The organism is Pseudomonas sp. F007 (assembly GCF_057814275.1).
The window spans coordinates 178,021-196,835 of sequence record NZ_JBVATA010000007.1; the positions used below are offsets into that span (position 1 = coordinate 178,021).

Sequence of the window (18,815 nt, forward strand, 5' to 3'; positions counted from 1 at the left end):
GACAAGGAGACTACTCATGGCGAGTTCAACGATTTCCGGCCCCGGTTCGGGCTACGACACCCAGGCCATCGTCAAGGCGTTGGTGGGGGCTGAAAAGGCGCCGAAGCAAACCCAGATCACCGATCAGCAGAAAGACACGACGATCAAGCTGTCGGCCGTCGGCTCGGTGAAAAGTGCGCTGGAGACCTACCGGACGGCAATCGCCAAGTTGAACAACGTGGCCGCCTTCAACGGCCTCGCTGCGACCTCGTCCGAAGACAAGAACGTCAAGGTCACCCTTGGTGACGGCTCCTCCAGTGGCAAGTACGTGGTGGTGGTCAGCGAGCTGGCGACCTCCTCGAAAGTCACCAGCAAGGTGTTCGAGGGTGGGGCTTCGGGTAAGGCAAACTCCACTGACGAAGCCCAGACCCTGACGATCAATCAAGGCGACAAGAGTTACGACGTGCTGGTGCCCGGTGGCGCCACCCTGCAGGAAGTCCGTGAGTCGATCAATACCCAGCTTTCGGCTCAGGGCATCAGTGCCAACGTCTTGACCGATGCCAATGGTGGGCGGCTGGTGATTGGCTCCAACACCACAGGTGTTGATACCGACATTACCCTCAACGGTGACTCGGATCTGGTCCAGGGTTACGACAAGGGGGCTGCGGCACAGAATGCCAAGTACACCATCGACGGTATCGCGATGGAGTCCACCAGCAACAAGGTGACGGCTGCCATCAGTGGCGTGACTCTGGACTTGGTCGCCAGCGACAAGGACAAGCCGATCACCATCAATGTGGCGAGTAACACCGACACGCTGAAAACTTCGGTCCAGTCTTTTGTTACCGCCTACAACGCTCTGCTGACCAGTATCAACACCCAGACCAAGGTCACCGCTACTGGCGACGCTTCGACCACCACTGCGGGCGCCCTGACCGGCGACGCGTCGATGCGCCAGCTGGTCAATAGCCTACGTAGCGAACTGGTCAACAGTTCGGGCTCCAGCGCCATGAGCAGTCTGGCGCAGATGGGTATCACCACCGACCAGAAAACCGGTCTGCTGAGCCTGGACGACAAGACCTGGGACAAGGCTGTGGTCAAGGGCGCGTCTGATATTGCCAAGATGTTTACCGGCGATACTGGTCTGGTGGCGCGCATGACCAAGGCGACTGACTCCTACGTGGGGACCACCGGATCCCTGGCGAGTCGCGTGACCGACCTCAACACCAAGTTGACTGATCTCACTGCCCAGCAGGCCGAACTGGATCGGCGCATGGATGCCTTGCAGAAAACCTTGAGCGCCAAGTACACCGCGATGGACACCATGATCGCCCAGCTCAACGCCAGCAGTTCCAGCATCATGACCACGCTCAACTCGCTGAACAATCCGAAGTCGGACTGATAAGTGCGGGGTGCTCAATCACCCCGTCAAGCCCGTGCCCGCATCTAAAGTTTTAGTAGCGACAGTCGAAAAACTGGTAAGCACCCAATCATTCGCCTGTGGCCTGTACCGAGGTAGCAACATGAACCCAATGAAAGCCCTTCGTGCGTACCAGAAGGTCAATTCCCATGCACAGATCTCCGAGGCCACGCCGCATCGGCTGATCCAGATGCTGTACGAGGGTGGGCTTGATCGCCTGGCTCAGGCCAAGGGCGCATTGGAGCGCGGGGATGTGGCGCAGAAATGCCTGATGATCAGCAAGTCCATCGACATCATCACCGGCCTGCGCCAGGGCCTGGATGAAGAGAAGGCCGAGGATCCGGCGAGCATCCAGCAACTGGCCAGTCTCTATGACTACATGAGCGCCCAGCTGCTGAAGGCCAACATCAGCAATGATCCGCAAATCATCGACGAAGTTGCCCGCCTGCTGGCCACCCTGAAAAGTGGTTGGGACGCGATCGCGACGCAAGCCGTCGCGCAATAGGCCTTCGGGCCTGAGGATGAAGGCATGAGCCAAGCCCTGCAACGCATTGAACAAACCCGCGAGGCTCTGGTCGACGCCTTGGCCGAGCGCAACTGGACGGCGATTGGCGAACTGGATGTCGCCTGCCGCAGTTGTGTCGACGAAGTGCTGAGTGAGGCGCCGGTCGATGAGCAGGCGCTGCGGGAAAATCTCGAGAGCCTGCTACTGGTCTACAAGCAGTTGCTCGATGTGGCGAAGGATGAGCGTCAGGCAGTAGTCGACGAGATGGCCCAGATGAGGCAAGCGAAGGGTGCCACAAAGGTTTACCATCTGTTCGGTTGACGCTTTGGTTAATCAGCCTGTCCGGGCATCTGCGCCATAAATTTGACTCTGCGCGGTTTTTTGACTTAACTAGTGGCTGTTTGCGGAATTCAGACGTCTATAAGGCTTAATGTGCCCGCAGGCGTCTCGCTTGCCTCTCATTGGGCATTGAGTTGACTAGGGAAGTTGCTATTGCATGTGGCGTGAAACCAAAATTCTGCTGATTGATGACGATAGCGTTCGCCGCCGCGACCTGGCGGTGATTTTAAATTTTCTCGGTGAAGAAAATTTACCCTGCGCAAGTTATGACTGGCAGCAGGCTGTCGGCTCTTTGTCGTCTAGTCGTGAAGTCATCTGCGTCCTGATCGGGACGGTCAATGCACCTGGTTCGTTGTCGGCTCTGTTAAAGACACTGGCGAGCTGGGATGAGTTCCTTCCGATTTTGCTGATGGGCGATAATTCTTCCGTCGAGCTGCCGGAAGACCAGCGGCGCCGGGTGCTGTCGACCCTGGAAATGCCGCCCAGCTACAGCAAACTGCTCGACTCCCTGCACCGTGCCCAGGTCTATCGCGAGATGTACGACCAGGCCCGCGAGCGCGGTCGCCATCGCGAACCCAACCTGTTCCGCAGCCTGGTCGGCACCAGCCGGGCGATCCAGCACGTGCGCCAGATGATGCAGCAAGTGGCCGATACCGATGCCAGCGTGCTGATCCTCGGTGAGTCCGGCACGGGCAAGGAAGTGGTGGCGCGCAACCTGCACTATCACTCCAAGCGTCGCGACGCGCCGTTCGTGCCGGTCAACTGTGGCGCGATCCCGGCCGAGTTGCTCGAAAGCGAATTGTTCGGCCACGAGAAGGGCGCCTTTACCGGGGCGATCACCAGCCGAGCCGGGCGTTTCGAACTGGCTAACGGCGGCACCCTGTTCCTCGACGAAATCGGCGACATGCCGCTGCCGATGCAGGTCAAGCTGCTGCGCGTGTTGCAGGAACGCACCTTCGAACGCGTGGGCAGCAACAAGACCCAGAGCGTCGACGTGCGGATCATCGCCGCGACCCACAAGAACCTCGAGAGCATGATCGAGGTCGGCAGCTTCCGCGAAGACCTCTATTACCGCCTCAACGTGTTCCCGATTGAAATGGCGCCGCTGCGTGAGCGTGTCGAAGACATCCCGTTGCTGATGAACGAGCTGATTTCGCGCATGGAACACGAGAAGCGCGGTTCGATTCGCTTCAACTCCGCCGCGATCATGTCGCTGTGCCGGCACGGCTGGCCGGGCAACGTCCGCGAACTGGCCAACCTGGTGGAGCGCATGGCGATCATGCATCCATACGGGGTGATTGGCGTGGTCGAGTTGCCGAAGAAATTCCGCTACGTCGACGACGAAGACGAGCAGATGGTCGACAGCCTGCGCAGCGATCTCGAAGAGCGGGTGGCAATCAACGGCCATACCCCGGACTTCACCACCAACGCCTTGCTGCCGCCGGAAGGCCTGGACCTCAAGGACTACCTCGGAGGCCTGGAGCAGGGTCTGATCCAGCAGGCGCTGGACGATGCCAATGGCATTGTCGCCCGCGCTGCCGAGCGCCTGCGTATTCGTCGCACCACCCTGGTGGAGAAGATGCGCAAGTACGGCATGAGCCGGCGCGAAGGAGACGAACAGGCGGACGATTGACGCCTGTTTTACAAACCGCTGATTTATCAGCGGTTTTTTTTCGGCACGGGTATTGCTACAAGCCTCGCAACGGTCCGTTTCACTGACGGTCAGCCAAGCGAGAGAGCACGATGCCCCATGCCGCCCCCATCTCTTCAGTTCCCGACGCGTCCAGCGTAGAGCAGGCCAGTCGTCAGGGTCTCGAGCAGGCATTCGCGCTGTTCAATCAGATGTCGAGCCAGCTCACCGACTCCTACAGCCTGCTGGAGGCCCGCGTCACCGAGCTCAAGGGCGAGTTGGCGGTGGTCAGCGCCCAGCGCATGCAAGAGCTGGCGGAAAAAGAGCGCCTGGCCAACCGTCTGCAAAACCTCCTCGACCTGTTGCCCGGTGGCGTGATCGTCATCGACGCCCAGGGCATTGTCGGCGAAGCCAATCCGGCCGCGTGCGAACTGCTGGGCTTGCCGTTGCAGGGCGAATTGTGGCGCCACGTCATCGCCCGCTGTTTTGCTCCCCGTGAAGACGATGGCCATGAAATTTCCTTGAAGGACGGTCGGCGCCTGTCGATTGCCACGCGCTCGCTGGATGCCGAGCCGGGGCAGTTGGTGCTGCTTAATGACCTGACCGAAACCCGTCACCTGCAGGATCAACTGGCGCGTCACGAGCGTTTGTCGTCACTGGGGAAAATGGTTGCCTCGCTGGCGCACCAGATCCGCACGCCGCTGTCTGCCGCCTTGCTTTATGCCAGTCATCTGACCGAGCAGGCGCTGCCGCTGGAGACCCAGCAGCGGTTTGCCGGGCGGCTCAAGGAGCGCCTGCACGAGCTGGAACATCAGGTGCGCGACATGCTGGTGTTCGCCCGCGGCGAGTTGCCATTGACCGACCGCGTGACGCCGAAGGCGCTGATGCAGTCGCTGCAGGCGGCGGCGCAGACTCATGTCCAGGAGGTGCCGCTGCGCTGGCAGTGCGATGCCCACGTCGGCGAGCTGCTGTGCAATCGCGACACCTTGGTAGGCGCGCTGCTCAATCTGCTGGAAAACGCCATCCAGGCCGGTGACGCGTCGCTGCGCTTGAAGGTGCACCTGTACGCCCGCGACAACAGCCTGCGCCTGTGTGTCAGTGACAATGGCGGCGGTATCGACGCGGCGGTGCTCGAGCGTCTGGGCGAACCCTTTTTCACCACCAGGACCAATGGCACCGGCCTCGGGCTGACCGTGGTCAAGGCCGTGGCGCGGGCGCATCAGGGGTACTTGCAACTGCGCTCACGGCCGGGTCGCGGTACGTGCGCGTTGTTGGTGTTGCCGCTGTTCAGCAGCACGCAAGGCATGGAGTAGGGCATGGCAATCAAGGTTCTGCTGGTCGAGGACGACCGAGCGTTGCGTGAGGCATTGGCTGACACGCTGCTGTTGGGCGGTCACGATTTCAGCGCCGTCGGTTCGGCGGAAGAAGCGTTGGCAAAGGCGGCGCAGGAGTCCTTCAATCTGGTGGTGAGTGACGTCAACATGCCGGGCATGGATGGCCATCAGTTGCTCAGTGCACTGCGGGTCCGGCATCCACAGTTGCCGGTGTTGTTGATGACCGCCCACGGCGCGGTCGAGCGGGCGGTGGATGCGATGCGCCAGGGCGCGGCGGATTACCTGGTCAAGCCGTTCGAGCCCAAGGCCTTGCTCGATCTGGTGGCGCGGCATGCCCTGGGCGGCCTGGATAGCGGCGAGGGTCCGGTGGCCTTCGAGCCGGCCAGTGCGCAGCTGCTGGAGTTGGCGGCGCGGGTGGCGCGCAGCGATTCGACGGTGCTGATTTCTGGCGAGTCGGGCACCGGCAAGGAGGTGCTGGCGCGCTACATACACCAGCATTCGCGGCGTGCCAGCCAGCCGTTCATTGCGATCAACTGCGCGGCGATTCCGGACAACATGCTCGAGGCGACGCTCTTCGGTCATGAAAAGGGTGCGTTCACCGGGGCCATCGCTGCCCAGGCCGGCAAGTTCGAGCAGGCCGATGGCGGCACCATCCTCCTCGATGAGATCTCGGAAATGCCCCTGGGCCTGCAGGCCAAGCTGCTGCGGGTGTTGCAGGAGCGGGAAGTCGAGCGGGTCGGGGCGCGCAAGCCGATCACCCTGGATATTCGGGTGGTGGCGACCACCAACCGTGACCTTGCTGGCGAAGTGGCGGCGGGGCGCTTTCGTGAAGATCTCTACTATCGGCTCTCGGTGTTCCCGCTGGCCTGGCGCCCGTTGCGCGAGCGCACCGCCGATATTCTGCCGCTGGCCGAGCGGCTGCTGGCCAAGCACGTCAATAAAATGCACCACGCCCATGCCCGGCTGTCGCAGCAGGCCCAGGCGTGCCTGCTGGGCTATCCGTGGCCGGGCAATGTGCGCGAGCTGGACAACGCCATCCAGCGCGCGCTGATTCTGCAGCAGGGCGGGGTGATCGAGCCGCAGGACTTTTGCTTGTCCGGACCGGTGGCCTGTGCGCCGTTGCCGGTGATTGCACCGGCTGCGATGGCGGCGCGGCCAGTGGCGGTCGAGGCCGAATCGGCTGGCGCGCTGGGCGACGACCTGCGCCGCCGGGAGTTCCAGATGATCATCGACACCCTGCGCGCCGAGCGCGGGCGCCGTAAGGAAGCCGCCGAACGCCTGGGCATCAGCCCGCGCACCCTGCGCTACAAGCTGGCGCAGATGCGCGATGCGGGGATGGATGTGGAGGGGTATTTGTTTGCGACGTGAACAGCATGGCTTCTGTGAGGGGGGGGCGGACTTACTGTAGGAGCGAGCCTGCTCGCGAAAAACGGCAACGATGACGCGGGTATCCTGAATGTACACGGCGCCCTCAGGTTTTCGCGAGCAGGCTCGCTCCTACAGTAGATCATCGTCCCCCACGCGCAACCGGTCAGGCTTTTGACGGCAAACCCGCAGCGTTTTTCCAACCCCGCCATCGAGCTGGCACCCTTGTTGCTAACACCTCCCCATCCGCTGCGTGAGTGTCAAAAAATTGCGGGTCGTCAGAGAGAGCAGTCATGAGCCAAGGAATTGAATTTAATCGGTTGATGCTGGACATGCGCGCCATGCAAATGGACGCCATGGCCGCACCGAAAGCCGTTGCCGCGCCGCAAGAGGCGGGGAGCAGCTTTGCCGACATGCTGGGTCAGGCGGTGAACAAGGTCAACGCCACGCAACAGGCATCGACCCAGCTGTCCACGGCGTTCGAGATCGGCAAGAGCGGCGTCGACCTGACGGACGTGATGATCGCCAAGGAAAAGGCCGGCGTGTCGTTCCAGGCACTGACCCAGGTCCGCAACAAGTTGGTCCAGGCTTACCAAGACATCATGCAGATGCCGGTTTAAGGACGAGATTGACTCATGGCAGAAGCAGTCGCCGATAACGTTCCGGCCAAGGCCACTTCAGCGGACGGCAAGCCACCGCTGTTCGGCTTGTCGTTCCTGGAAAACCTCTCCGAGATGACCATGTTGCGCCAGGTCGGCCTGTTGGTCGGCCTGGCCGCCAGCGTGGCGATTGGTTTTGCCGTGGTCCTGTGGTCGCAGCAACCCGATTATCGGCCGCTGTACGGCAGCCTCGCGGGGATGGACGCCAAGCAGGTCATGGACACCCTGGCCACTGCCGACATTCCCTACACCGTCGAGCCCAATTCCGGGGCCTTGCTGGTCAAGGCCGACGACCTGCCGCGCGCACGTTTGAAACTGGCCGCGGCCGGCGTCACGCCCACCGACGGCAATATCGGTTTTGAAATTCTCGACAAGGACCAGGGCCTGGGCACCAGTCAATTCATGGAAGCGACCCGTTACCGTCGCGGCCTCGAAGGCGAACTGGCGCGCACCATCTCCAGCCTGAACAACGTCAAGGCCGCCCGTGTGCACCTGGCGATTCCGAAAAGCTCGGTGTTCGTGCGTGACGAACGCAAGCCCAGCGCCTCGGTGCTGGTGGAGTTGTATTCCGGGCGCTCGCTGGAGCCAAGCCAGGTGGTGGCGATCGTCAACCTGGTGGCGACCAGTGTTCCTGAGCTGAGCAAGTCGCAGATCACCGTGGTCGACCAGAAGGGCACCTTGCTCTCCGACCAGGCGGAAACCTCCGCACTGACCATGGCCGGCAAGCAGTTCGACTACAGCCGGCGCATGGAAGGCATGCTCACCCAGCGTGTGCACAACATCCTGCAACCGGTGCTGGGCAATGATCGCTATAAGGCGGAAGTCTCCGCCGATATCGATTTCAGTGCCGTTGAGTCGACCTCCGAGCAGTTCAACCCGGATCAGCCGGCGCTGCGCAGCGAGCAATCGACCAGCGAACAACGCACCGCCAGCAATGGCCCGCAAGGTGTGCCCGGTGCCCTGAGCAATCAGCCACCAGCACCGGCCTCGGCGCCGCAGACCACCGGTGGCACCGCCGCAGCCGGCGGCATGGTGCAACCGGGCCAGCCACTGCTCGATGCCAACGGCCAACAGATCATGGACCCGGCCACCGGCCAGCCGATGCTCGCCCCGTACCCGGCGGACAAGCGTCAGCAGTCGACCAAGAACTTCGAACTCGACCGTTCCATCAGCCACACCAAGCAGCAGCAAGGCCGTCTCAATCGACTGTCGGTGGCGGTGGTGGTGGACGATCAGGTCAAGGTCAACCCGGCCAACGGCGAAACCAGCCGCGCGCCGTGGAGCGCCGACGAATTGGCGCGCTTCACGCGCCTGGTGCAGGACGCCGTCGGTTTCGACGCCAGCCGTGGCGACAGCGTCAGCGTGATCAACGTCCCATTCTCCGCCGAGCGCGGGGAAGTCATCGCCGAAATCCCGTTCTACTCTCAGCCGTGGTTCTGGGACGTGGTGAAACAGGTGGTTGGCGTGCTGTTTATCCTGGTGCTGGTGTTCGGCGTGCTGCGTCCGGTTTTGAACAACATCACCGGTGGCGGCAAGGGTCGTCAGTTGGCCGGCATCGGCAGCGACGCCGAGCTGGGTGGCATGGGTGGCCTGGATGGCGAGCTGGGCAACGACCGGGTCAGCCTCGGCGGTCCGCAAAGCATCCTGCTGCCAAGCCCGAGCGAAGGCTATGACGCTCAGTTGAATGCAATCAAGAGCCTGGTGGCCGAAGACCCGGGTCGTGTGGCCCAGGTCGTGAAAGAGTGGATTAACGCAGATGAGTGATAACCGAGCCGCGATCGCCAAACTCAGCCGGGTCGACAAAGCCGCGATCCTGCTGCTGTCCCTGGGTGAAACCGATGCCGCGCAAGTGCTGCGGCACATGGGCCCGAAAGAGGTGCAGCGGGTTGGCGTGGCCATGGCGCAGATGGGCAACGTCCATCGCGAGCAGGTCGAGCAGGTGATGAGCGAGTTCGTCGACATCGTCGGCGACCAGACCAGCCTCGGTGTCGGCTCCGACGGTTATATCCGCAAGATGCTCACCCAGGCCCTGGGCGAAGACAAGGCCAACGGCCTGATCGACCGGATCCTGCTGGGTGGCAACACCAGCGGCCTGGACAGCCTGAAGTGGATGGAGCCGCGCGCAGTGGCGGACGTGATCCGCTACGAACACCCGCAGATCCAGGCCATCGTCGTCGCGTATCTCGACCCCGACCAGGCCGGCGAAGTGCTCGGCAATTTCGACCACAAGGTGCGCCTGGACATCATCCTGCGCGTGTCGTCGCTGAACACCGTGCAGCCGGCGGCGCTCAAGGAACTCAACCAGATTCTCGAGAAGCAGTTCTCCGGCAATTCCAACGCCTCGCGCACCACCCTGGGCGGGATCAAGCGCGCTGCCGACATCATGAACTTCCTCGACAGCTCGATCGAAGGCCAGTTGATGGACTCGATCCGCGAAGTCGACGAAGACCTGTCCGGCCAGATCGAAGACCTGATGTTCGTGTTCAACAACCTCGCCGATGTCGACGACCGTGGCATCCAGGCGCTGTTGCGCGAAGTCTCCTCCGACGTGCTGGTGCTGGCCCTCAAGGGTTCGGACGAAGGGGTTAAGGAGAAGATTTTCAAGAACATGTCCAAGCGGGCTTCCGAACTGCTGCGCGACGACCTCGAGGCCAAGGGCCCGGTGCGCGTCAGCGATGTCGAAACCGCGCAGAAGGAAATCCTCACCATCGCCCGCCGTATGGCCGAAGCCGGAGAAATCGTGCTCGGCGGCAAGGGCGGCGAGGAAATGATCTGATCCTATGGCAGCCAAGAATGATGAGGCGCCCAGCGACCTGATTCGGGCGCGTGATGTCGAGGGCTTCGACCGCTGGTCGCTGCCCAGCTTCGACCCGTTCGTCCCCGAGCCGGAGCCCGAACCCGAGCCCGAGCCGCCGGAAATCGAGGAAGTGCCGCTGGAAGAAGTCCAGCCACTGACCCTTGAAGAACTCGAAAGCATTCGCCAGGAAGCCTGGAACGAAGGCTTTGCGACGGGTGAAAAAGAAGGTTTCCACAGCACCACCCTCAAGGTCCGTCAGGAAGCGGAAGTGGCGTTGAATGCCAAGCTGGCCAGCCTTGAGTCGCTGATGAAAAACCTCTTCGAGCCGATCGCCGAGCAGGACACGCAAATCGAAAAAGGCCTGGTGACACTGGTCCGGCACATCACCCGGCAAGTGATCCAGCGCGAGCTGGCCATGGACTCGTCGCAGATCGAACACGTCATGCGCGAAGCCCTCAAGCTGCTGCCGCTGGGAGTGGATAACGTGCGCCTGTACGTCAATCCGCAGGACTTCGCCCAGGTCAAGGCACTGCGCGAGCGCCACGAAGAAACCTGGCGCATCGTCGAGGACGAGGCGCTGTTGCCCGGTGGTTGCCGCGTCGAGACCGAACACAGTCGCATCGATGCCACGGTGGAGACACGCCTGGCCCAGGCCGGCGCGCAATTGCTCGATCAGTTGCACGAACAATCCCTGCACCCGGCGCCCGCAGACCTGCACCTGGATCTGACGAAAGCCGCGGACCCGTCCGATGCGCCTTGACCGCACCAGCTTCGCCAAGCGCCTGGGCAGCTACGCCGAGGCGATCGATCTGCCCGGTCAGCCGATCCTCGAAGGGCGCCTGTTGCGCATGGTCGGCCTGACCCTCGAAGCCGAGGGCCTGCGCGCCGCCATGGGCAGCCGCTGTCGGGTGATCAACGACGACAGCTACCACCCGGTCGAGGTCGAGGCCGAGGTCATGGGCTTCTCCGGCAACAAGGTGTTCCTGATGCCGGTGGGCAGCGTCGCCGGCATCGCCCCCGGCGCCCGGGTGGTGCCGCTGGCCGATAACGGTCGCCTGCCGATGGGCATGAGCATGCTCGGTCGGGTGCTCGACGGCGCCGGTCGCGCGCTGGATGGCAAGGGCGGGATGAAGGCCGAGGACTGGGTGCCGCTGGACGGCCCGACCATCAACCCGCTGAACCGCGACCCCATCAGCCAGCCGCTGGACGTCGGCATTCGCTCGATCAACGGATTATTGACAGTCGGTCGCGGCCAGCGCCTGGGCCTGTTCGCCGGTACCGGCGTGGGCAAGAGTGTGCTGCTGGGCATGATGACCCGCTTTACCGAAGCCGACATCATCGTGGTCGGGCTGATTGGTGAGCGGGGGCGTGAGGTCAAGGAATTCATCGAGCACATCCTTGGTGAAGAAGGCCTCAAGCGTTCGGTGGTGGTCGCCTCGCCCGCGGACGACGCGCCGCTGATGCGTATGCGCGCCGCCATGTACTGCACGCGCATCGCCGAATATTTTCGCGACAAGGGCAAGAACGTCCTGTTGCTGATGGACTCGCTGACCCGTTTCGCCCAGGCCCAGCGGGAGATCGCCCTGGCCATTGGCGAGCCGCCGGCGACCAAGGGTTATCCGCCGTCGGTGTTCGCCAAACTGCCGAAATTGGTGGAGCGCGCCGGTAATGCCGAGGCCGGCGGTGGTTCGATCACCGCGTTCTACACCGTGCTTTCCGAAGGCGACGACCAGCAGGACCCGATTGCCGACTCGGCGCGGGGCGTGCTCGATGGGCACATTGTGTTGTCCCGGCGCCTGGCCGAAGAAGGGCACTATCCGGCGATCGACATCGAAGCCTCGATCAGCCGGGTCATGCCGTCGGTGGTCTCGCCCGAGCACATGCGCCGGGCACAGTACTTCAAGCAATTGTGGTCGCGCTTCCAGCAGAGCCGCGACCTGATCAGCGTCGGTGCCTATGTTGCCGGTGGCGATCGCGAGACCGATACCGCAATTGCCCTGCAGCCGACCATGGTCAGCTACCTGCGCCAGGGCCTGAACGACAATATCAGCCTCGGCGAAAGCCATGGTCACCTGGAGACCATCTTCGCGCCGGCGCCCGGAGGCTAATCGGCCATGGCCCAGAGTCGCGCTTCACGCCTGGCCCCGGTGGTCGACATGGCCGAAAAGGCCGAGAAGACTGCGGCCCAGCGCCTGGGCTATTTTCAGGGCCAGGTACGGCTGGCCGAAAGCAAGCTGGCCGACCTCGATGGCTTTCGCCTGGAATACCTCGAGCGCTGGGTCGAGCGCGGCAAGGAAGGGGTTTCCGGCCAGTGGCTGCTGGGCTACCAGGGCTTTCTCGGGCAACTGGGCACGGCCATCGATCAGCAGCGGCAAAGCCTGGCCTGGCACCAGAACAATCTGGACAAGGCCCGTGACGGCTGGCAACAGGCCTATGCCCGGGGCGAGGGCCTGCGCAAGCTGGTGCAACGCTACATCGACGAAGCCCGGCAACTGGAAGACAAGCGCGAGCAAAAGCTGCTCGACGAACTGTCGCAGCGCCTGCCTCGGGAAAATCCCTACTGATCAGCGCCAGCGGGGCGATGGGCTGCCTTGCTGATGCCTTGTACAGGTGCTAAACCTTGTACACGATTGCCTAAGACAAGGAAGCTCTAGCATGTCAGTCATTACCGAAATTTCACCGGACGGACTCAAGCTGACGATTGCCATCAAGGGGCGTTTCGACTTCGCCAAGCATCAGGAATTTCGCGCGTCCTACGAAACCATCGACAGCCGCCCTGACAGCTCAGTGGTGGTCGACCTCAAGGAAGCCACCTACCTCGACAGCTCGGCCCTGGGCATGCTTTTGCTGTTGCGCGACCATGCCGGCGGCGACGAGTCGGACGTGCGCCTGGTCAACAGCAGCCCCGACGTGCGAAAGATCCTCGCCATCTCCAATTTCGACAAACTGTTCGACATCAGTTGAGCCCGCTGATGCTGGCGCTTGCCCCCTTGACGGTGCTGATCGCCGAAGACGGCGCAGCCGATCGCCTGCTGTTGGCGAGCATCGTCCGGCGCCTGGGGCATGAGGTGCTGGCGGCGGCCGATGGCGCCGAAGCGGTCGAGCTGTATCGGCAGCTACGCCCACACCTGGTGTTGATGGACGCGCTGATGCCGGTCATGGACGGCTTCGAAGCCGCGCGCCAGATCAAGCAACTGGCCGGCGAAACCCTGGTGCCGATCATCTTTCTCACTTCCCTGAGTCAGAGCGAGGGCCTGGCGCTGTGCCTCGAGGCGGGCGGCGACGATTTTCTGGCAAAGCCTTACAACCCGGTGATGCTGGCCGCCAAGATCAAGGCCATGGATCGCCTGCGCCGGTTGCAGGCCACTGTGCTGGAGCAGCGCGACGAGATTGCCCGGCACCATCACCATCTGCTCAACGAGCAGCGGGTGGCCAAGGCGGTGTTCGATAAGATCGCCCATTCCGGCTGCCTGAGTGCGCCGAACATTCGCTATACCCAATCGCCCTATGCGCTGTTCAACGGTGATTTGCTGCTCGCCGCCCTGACCCCAGCGGGCGATATGCATCTGCTGCTCGGTGACTTTACCGGCCATGGCTTGCCGGCGGCGGTGGGCGCCATGCCTTTGGCCGAAGTGTTCTACGGCATGACCGCCAAGGGTTTCGCGCTGGCGGAAATCCTTCGTGAGATGAATGCCAAGCTCAAGCGCATCCTGCCGGTGGACATGTTTTGCTGCGCCACTCTGCTGTCCCTGAGTTTTCAACGGCGCTCGGTGGAGGTGTGGAATGGCGGCATGCCCGACGGTTATCTGCATGACCTGGCCAGCGGCGAGCGCCGAGCCCTGAAATCCCGCCATTTGCCCCTGGGGGTGTTGAGCGCGCAGGCGTTTGACGACCGCACGGAAGTGTTGCCGATGGCGGCGGGGGATCGGGTGTTCCTGTTGTCCGACGGGGTGATCGATACCTGCGACAACGACGAGCAACTGTTTGGCGTCGAGCGCTTGCAGCAGGTGTTCGCCAATAACCGTGAGCCGGACCTTTTGTTCGAGGAGATAGAGGCAGCGCTACGGGATTTTGGCGGCCAGGCGCGGGATGACGTGAGCATGGTCGAGGTCAGCCTGCTGCCACCGGATAAACTGGCGTTACCGGCGCTGGTGTATTCCGACAGTGGCCAGTCGAGCCCGCTGGACTGGTCGGTGAGTTTCGAGTTTCGCGCCGCCACGCTCAAGCGCTTCAATCCGCTGCCCTATCTGCTGCAGCTACTGATGGAGGTGCATGGCCTGCGGGCGCAGAGCGGGGCACTGTACAGCGTGCTCGCCGAGTTGTACTCCAATGCGCTGGAGCACGGGGTGCTGGGCCTGGATTCCAGCATCAAGCGCGACGCTTCGGGATTTGCCCGCTACTATCAGTTGCGCAATGCGCGTCTGGAGCAGTTGGAGGAAGGCTTTCTGCGCGTGCATCTGCACCTTGTGCCGCAAGGCTCGGGCGGCAGCCTGGTGATTGAAGTGCAGGACAGTGGCAATGGTTTTGATGTACAGCGTGTAATGGAAAGACCGTTGGATGTTGGCCGTTTGTCGGGTCGTGGTGTCAGCCTGATCCGGCAATTGAGCCGTAATGCCAGTTGGTCCGACGACGGACGGCTGGCCCGCGTGGAGTTTTCCTGGGAGGCTCTGGCATAATCCCGCGGATTCTTGATCAAGGAGCGAACAAGTGATGGAAAAACATCTGGACCAGGACGTGCTCAGCGCGTTGCAGGAAGTCATGGAAGAGCACTATTCGGAACTGCTGGATACTTTTCTCACGGATTCCGAAGAGCGCCTGCAAATGCTCCGCGAAGCGGACGATCTTTCGCAGCTCATCAGTGCGGCCCACAGTTTCAAGGGCAGCAGCAGCAACATGGGCGCGGTACGCCTGGCCAGGCTGTGCGGCAAGCTCGAGCAACTGGCCAAGGAGAAAGCGCCGCAGGGCCTGGCCAAGCTGGTCGGAGAAATCGACGGCGAGTTCGCCTTTGTTCGACCCCTCTACGAAGCCGAGCGTGAGCGCTCATTGATCAGTCATTCTCCCAATCGCTGCTTTTAGTCGGCGCCCCCGCAATCTGGCTCGACTCTTGCTGTCTTCTCGCGCACCTGTACCCATTCATCCCGTGCAGCGGAGACCGCGATGCCCCTTTCCCCCAATCTACTGCTTCAGGCTGGCGCGCAGGCCAAGACGCCGTCTGGCCCTGCCAATATCCCGGCGACGCCCGCAGTACAGGGGGACAAGCCTGCCAGTTTTGCCCGGATGTTCGCCGACCAGGCGCCGGGCAAGGCTGCGCCTGGCGGCGACACCGGGGTAAAACCGCAGCGGGACAAGGCGCCAGATCCTTCCTCCAGGAAGGATGTGGGTGACGAGAAACCTGCCGCGACTGCCACACCGGTTGCCGATAGCGGCAAATCCTTGCCCGACGAAACCCAGGCTGCCGACAGCGATACCCCAGTTGATGACACGGCGCCTGCCGTTGCTCAGACACCTGCGCCCGTGGTGCCGGCTGCGCCTGTCGAGCCTGCGGTCGCGGCCGATCCGGCGATCCAGGCCGCGCTGGTAGCGGCGACGACCACCGTCAGCGATCCGGCGTTCGACCCCGAGGCCGATCCGCTGGACGCACTGCCTGCCGTGCGCCTGGCCATGGAGCAAAGCGGCCACCTGTCTGCCGCCAGCCAGGCACAACCGAAGGCCGCGCCGCCGGCTGCGCTGCCTGCCGAAGGTGAGCTGACGTCGGCGCAGACCTTCGCTGCCGGCATGGCCAGTATGCTCGACGTGCAGGCTGATCAGGACAGCACCGACCAGGGCGGCGACAAGGCCTTCAGTGGTTTGCTCGATGACGGGCTCAAGGACCTGAAATCCGCCAGCAGCGACACCCGGGTCGACGATTTCGCCAACCGCCTGGCCGCGCTGACCCAGGCCGCCACGCCGAAAACTGCCAATGCGCTGCCGGTCAACCAGCCGCTGGCCATGCACCAGAGCGGCTGGAGCGAAGAACTGGTGAACCGGGTCATGTACCTGTCCAGCGCCAACCTCAAGGCCGCCGATATCCAGCTGCAGCCGGCCGAGTTGGGGCGCCTGGATATTCGCGTCAACATGATTCCCGACCAGCAGACCCAGGTCACCTTCATGAGCGCCCATGTCGGTGTTCGCGAGGCGCTGGACGGGCAGATGCATCGCTTGCGCGAGATGTTCGTGCAACAGGGCATGGGCCAGGTCGACGTCAACGTCTCCGACCAGTCCCGCGGCTCCCAGGAACAGGCCCAGCAAGGCCAGGGGCAGGGCGCGCGGACTTCGGCCAACGGCACGCGCCTGGAGCCGTTGAGCGATGATGCGCCGGCGAGCATCGCTGAGATTACCGCCAGTACGCCGCAGGTGATTGGCTCCAGCGCGGTGGATTACTACGCCTGATCGTATACTGGGCGCGGGGATCTGTAGGAGCTGGCTTGCCAGCGAACATCGTCAACGATAACGCGCCAATCCTGATTAAACGCGGCGCTCTTGAGTTCTTCGCTGGCAAGCCAGCTCCTACAGGGATATGAGCTGACAGCCGATTATGTGGCGAGCACAAATCCTGTAGGAGCCGGCTTGCCGGCGAAGGCGCAGGGTCTGACACACCGCCAAGCTGCCAATCGCTGGCAAGCCAGCTCCTACACAGGTCTACCCGCAGATTCCCGTCAAAACACTTCTGGCATAACACTTGCTCTTGCCTTGCCGTGCGACTGTGAAAACCCGATTAGTGACGGATTATTGGCATGGCGAAGAGCGACGTAGCAGTGAAAGACCCCGCCGGGAAAGGCAAACTCAAGCTGATCCTGATCATTGCGGCGGGTGTGCTGTTGGCCATCGGCTTGTCCGTGGGCGCGACCTGGTATTTCATGCACAGTGCCCAGAGCAAACCCGAGCCTGCCGCCGAGACGGCGAGCAATGCCAAGCCCGCGGCCATCTACGAGCCCATGACCCCGGCCTTCATCGCCAACTTCAACCAGAACGGCCGCCAGCGCTACATGCAGGTGAGCATTACCCTGCAGGCGCGTAACCAGGCCGACCTCGACGCCTTGAAAGTGCACATGCCGGTGATCCGCAACAACCTGGTCATGCTGTTCTCCGGACAATCCTTCGACAGCCTGGCGACCCCGGTCGGCCAGGAAATGCTGCGCCAGAAAGCCACTGCCAGCGTGCAGGAAGTGGCGCAGAAGGAAGTCGGCAAAGTAGTGGTCGAGCAGTTGCTCTTTACCAATTTCGTACTGCAGTAGGAACTCGACATGGCCGTGCAGGACCTGCTGTCCCAGGATGAGATCGACGCGCTGTTGCATGGCGTCGACGATGGTCTGGTACAGACCGATACCGTTTCCGAACCCGGTAGCGTCAAAAGCTACGACCTGACCAGTCAGGACCGGATCGTCCGTGGGCGCATGCCGACCCTGGAGATGATCAACGAGCGGTTTGCCCGCTACACCCGCATCAGCATGTTCAACATGCTCCGGCGTTCGGCCGATGTCGCCGTCGGCGGGGTGCAGGTGATGAAATTCGGTGAGTACGTGCACTCGCTGTACGTGCCCACCAGCCTCAACCTGGTGAAGATCAAGCCGTTGCGCGGCACCGCACTGTTCATCCTCGACGCCAAGCTGGTGTTCAAGCTGGTGGACAACTTCTTTGGTGGCGACGGCCGTCACGCCAAGATCGAAGGGCGGGAATTCACCCCCACCGAGTTGCGCGTGGTGCGCATGGTGCTGGAGCAGGCGTTCATTGATTTGAAAGAAGCCTGGCAGGCGATCATGGAAGTCAATTTCGAGTACATCAACTCGGAAGTGAACCCGGCCATGGCCAACATCGTCGGCCCCAGCGAAGCGGTGGTGGTGTCGACCTTCCACATCGAACTCGATGGCGGTGGCGGCGACCTGCACGTGACCATGCCGTACTCGATGATCGAGCCGGTGCGCGAAATGCTCGATGCCGGGTTCCAGTCCGATCTCGATGACCAGGACGAGCGCTGGGTCAACGCCTTGCGCCAGGACGTGATGGACGTCGATGTGCCACTCAGTGCCACGGTCGCCCGTCGCCAGTTGCGCCTGCGCGACATCCTGCACATGCAGCCCGGTGACGTGATCCCGGTCGACCTGCCGGAAGACATGATCATGCGCGCCAACGGCGTGCCGGCCTTCAAGGTCAAGATGGGCTCGCACAAGGGCAACCTCGCGTTGCAAGTGATCGAGCCGATCGAGCGCCGCTGAGCGGCGTAGTTCTGTATTCGCCTTTAAATGATGGTTGCCCCGCCGAGGACAAATGATGGTTAACGATATGAATTCCCAGGACGACCAGGCCCTGGCTGACGAGTGGGCTGCCGCGCTGGAAGAAGCCGGCGATATCGGCCAGAACGATATCGATGCGTTGCTGGCTGCCGACGCCGCCAGCTCGCCGTCCAATCGCCTGCCGATGGAAGAATTCGGCAGCGCGCCGAAGAACAACGGCCCGGTGACCCTCGACGGTCCCAACCTCGACGTGATCCTCGATATCCCGGTGTCGATCTCGATGGAAGTCGGCAGCACCGATATCAACATCCGCAACCTGCTGCAGCTCAATCAGGGTTCGGTGATCGAGCTCGATCGCCTGGCTGGTGAGCCGCTCGACGTGCTGGTCAACGGCACGCTGATCGCCCATGGCGAAGTGGTGGTGGTCAACGAAAAGTTCGGCATCCGCCTGACGGACGTGATCAGCCCGAGCGAACGCATCAAGAAGCTGCGCTAAGTGAAAAAACTCCTCGGTGTA

19 protein-coding genes are annotated in these 18,815 nt (G+C 62.5%); all 19 read left to right on the top strand.

All coding sequences use genetic code 11. The features are described 5' to 3' along the window. Positions 1-16 precede the first annotated feature (16 nt). Entirely contained in the window at positions 17-1,381 is a 1,365-nt protein-coding gene (gene fliD, locus ACZYR5_RS18650) for a flagellar filament capping protein FliD (RefSeq protein ID WP_489090965.1), read from the top strand. A gap of 121 nt (positions 1,382-1,502) precedes the next feature. Then, positions 1,503-1,904, top strand: coding sequence for a flagellar export chaperone FliS (fliS, locus tag ACZYR5_RS18655; protein WP_489090966.1), 402 nt, complete (start codon positions 1,503-1,505; stop codon positions 1,902-1,904). 24 nt (positions 1,905-1,928) lie between these two features. Further along, positions 1,929-2,225, top strand: coding sequence for a flagellar protein FliT (gene fliT / locus ACZYR5_RS18660; protein WP_489090967.1), 297 nt, complete (start codon positions 1,929-1,931; stop codon positions 2,223-2,225). A 175-nt stretch (positions 2,226-2,400) separates the two neighbouring features. Further along, on the top strand, positions 2,401-3,876 hold the full coding sequence (locus ACZYR5_RS18665; RefSeq protein WP_489090968.1) for a sigma-54 dependent transcriptional regulator: 1,476 nt from the start codon (positions 2,401-2,403) through the stop codon (positions 3,874-3,876). Positions 3,877-3,986: 110 nt separating this feature from the next. Continuing rightward, entirely contained in the window at positions 3,987-5,186 is a 1,200-nt protein-coding gene (locus ACZYR5_RS18670; protein WP_489090969.1) for a sensor histidine kinase, read from the top strand. A gap of 3 nt (positions 5,187-5,189) precedes the next feature. Further along, positions 5,190-6,575 (top strand): sigma-54-dependent transcriptional regulator, encoded by a 1,386-nt coding sequence (locus ACZYR5_RS18675; RefSeq protein ID WP_489090970.1) that lies wholly within the window; start codon positions 5,190-5,192, stop codon positions 6,573-6,575. Positions 6,576-6,865: 290 nt separating this feature from the next. Continuing rightward, complete coding sequence (fliE, locus tag ACZYR5_RS18680) at positions 6,866-7,192, top strand: flagellar hook-basal body complex protein FliE (RefSeq protein WP_027621007.1); 327 nt, start codon at positions 6,866-6,868, stop codon at positions 7,190-7,192. 15 nt (positions 7,193-7,207) lie between these two features. Then, positions 7,208-8,995, top strand: coding sequence for a flagellar basal-body MS-ring/collar protein FliF (gene fliF / locus ACZYR5_RS18685; protein WP_489090971.1), 1,788 nt, complete (start codon positions 7,208-7,210; stop codon positions 8,993-8,995). Beyond that, complete coding sequence (fliG, locus tag ACZYR5_RS18690) at positions 8,988-10,007, top strand: flagellar motor switch protein FliG (RefSeq protein WP_027621009.1); 1,020 nt, start codon at positions 8,988-8,990, stop codon at positions 10,005-10,007. The genes fliF and fliG overlap by 8 nt, the downstream gene beginning before the upstream one ends. Before the next feature lie 4 nt (positions 10,008-10,011). Beyond that, positions 10,012-10,788, top strand: a complete 777-nt coding sequence (fliH, locus tag ACZYR5_RS18695; RefSeq protein ID WP_489090972.1) for a flagellar assembly protein FliH — start codon at positions 10,012-10,014, stop codon at positions 10,786-10,788. Beyond that, on the top strand, positions 10,778-12,136 hold the full coding sequence (gene fliI, locus ACZYR5_RS18700; protein WP_489090973.1) for a flagellar protein export ATPase FliI: 1,359 nt from the start codon (positions 10,778-10,780) through the stop codon (positions 12,134-12,136). Before fliH ends, fliI begins: the two co-directional genes overlap by 11 nt. Positions 12,137-12,142: 6 nt before the next feature. Then, positions 12,143-12,592 carry a flagellar export protein FliJ gene (gene fliJ, locus ACZYR5_RS18705; protein ID WP_489090974.1) on the top strand — a complete coding sequence of 150 codons (450 nt, stop codon included), beginning with the start codon at positions 12,143-12,145 and terminating at the stop codon, positions 12,590-12,592. A gap of 91 nt (positions 12,593-12,683) precedes the next feature. After that, positions 12,684-12,992 carry an STAS domain-containing protein gene (locus ACZYR5_RS18710; RefSeq protein ID WP_489090975.1) on the top strand — a complete coding sequence of 103 codons (309 nt, stop codon included), beginning with the start codon at positions 12,684-12,686 and terminating at the stop codon, positions 12,990-12,992. Positions 12,993-13,000: 8 nt separating this feature from the next. After that, positions 13,001-14,704, top strand: coding sequence for an ATP-binding SpoIIE family protein phosphatase (locus ACZYR5_RS18715; protein WP_489090976.1), 1,704 nt, complete (start codon positions 13,001-13,003; stop codon positions 14,702-14,704). A gap of 31 nt (positions 14,705-14,735) precedes the next feature. Beyond that, positions 14,736-15,104: an Hpt domain-containing protein gene (locus ACZYR5_RS18720; RefSeq protein ID WP_489090977.1), complete on the top strand. Its 369-nt coding sequence runs from the start codon at positions 14,736-14,738 to the stop codon at positions 15,102-15,104. Positions 15,105-15,185: 81 nt separating this feature from the next. Further along, on the top strand, positions 15,186-16,457 hold the full coding sequence (locus ACZYR5_RS18725) for a flagellar hook-length control protein FliK (RefSeq protein WP_489090978.1): 1,272 nt from the start codon (positions 15,186-15,188) through the stop codon (positions 16,455-16,457). Positions 16,458-16,801: 344 nt separating this feature from the next. Then, a complete protein-coding gene (gene fliL / locus ACZYR5_RS18730; protein WP_489090979.1) occupies positions 16,802-17,302 on the top strand; it encodes a flagellar basal body-associated protein FliL in 501 nt (166 codons plus the stop codon). Between the two features lie 9 nt (positions 17,303-17,311). Beyond that, positions 17,312-18,280 carry a flagellar motor switch protein FliM gene (gene fliM, locus ACZYR5_RS18735; RefSeq protein WP_489090980.1) on the top strand — a complete coding sequence of 323 codons (969 nt, stop codon included), beginning with the start codon at positions 17,312-17,314 and terminating at the stop codon, positions 18,278-18,280. A 55-nt stretch (positions 18,281-18,335) separates the two neighbouring features. Beyond that, a complete protein-coding gene (gene fliN, locus ACZYR5_RS18740) occupies positions 18,336-18,794 on the top strand; it encodes a flagellar motor switch protein FliN (protein WP_489091223.1) in 459 nt (152 codons plus the stop codon). The last annotated feature ends 21 nt before the right edge of the window (positions 18,795-18,815 follow it).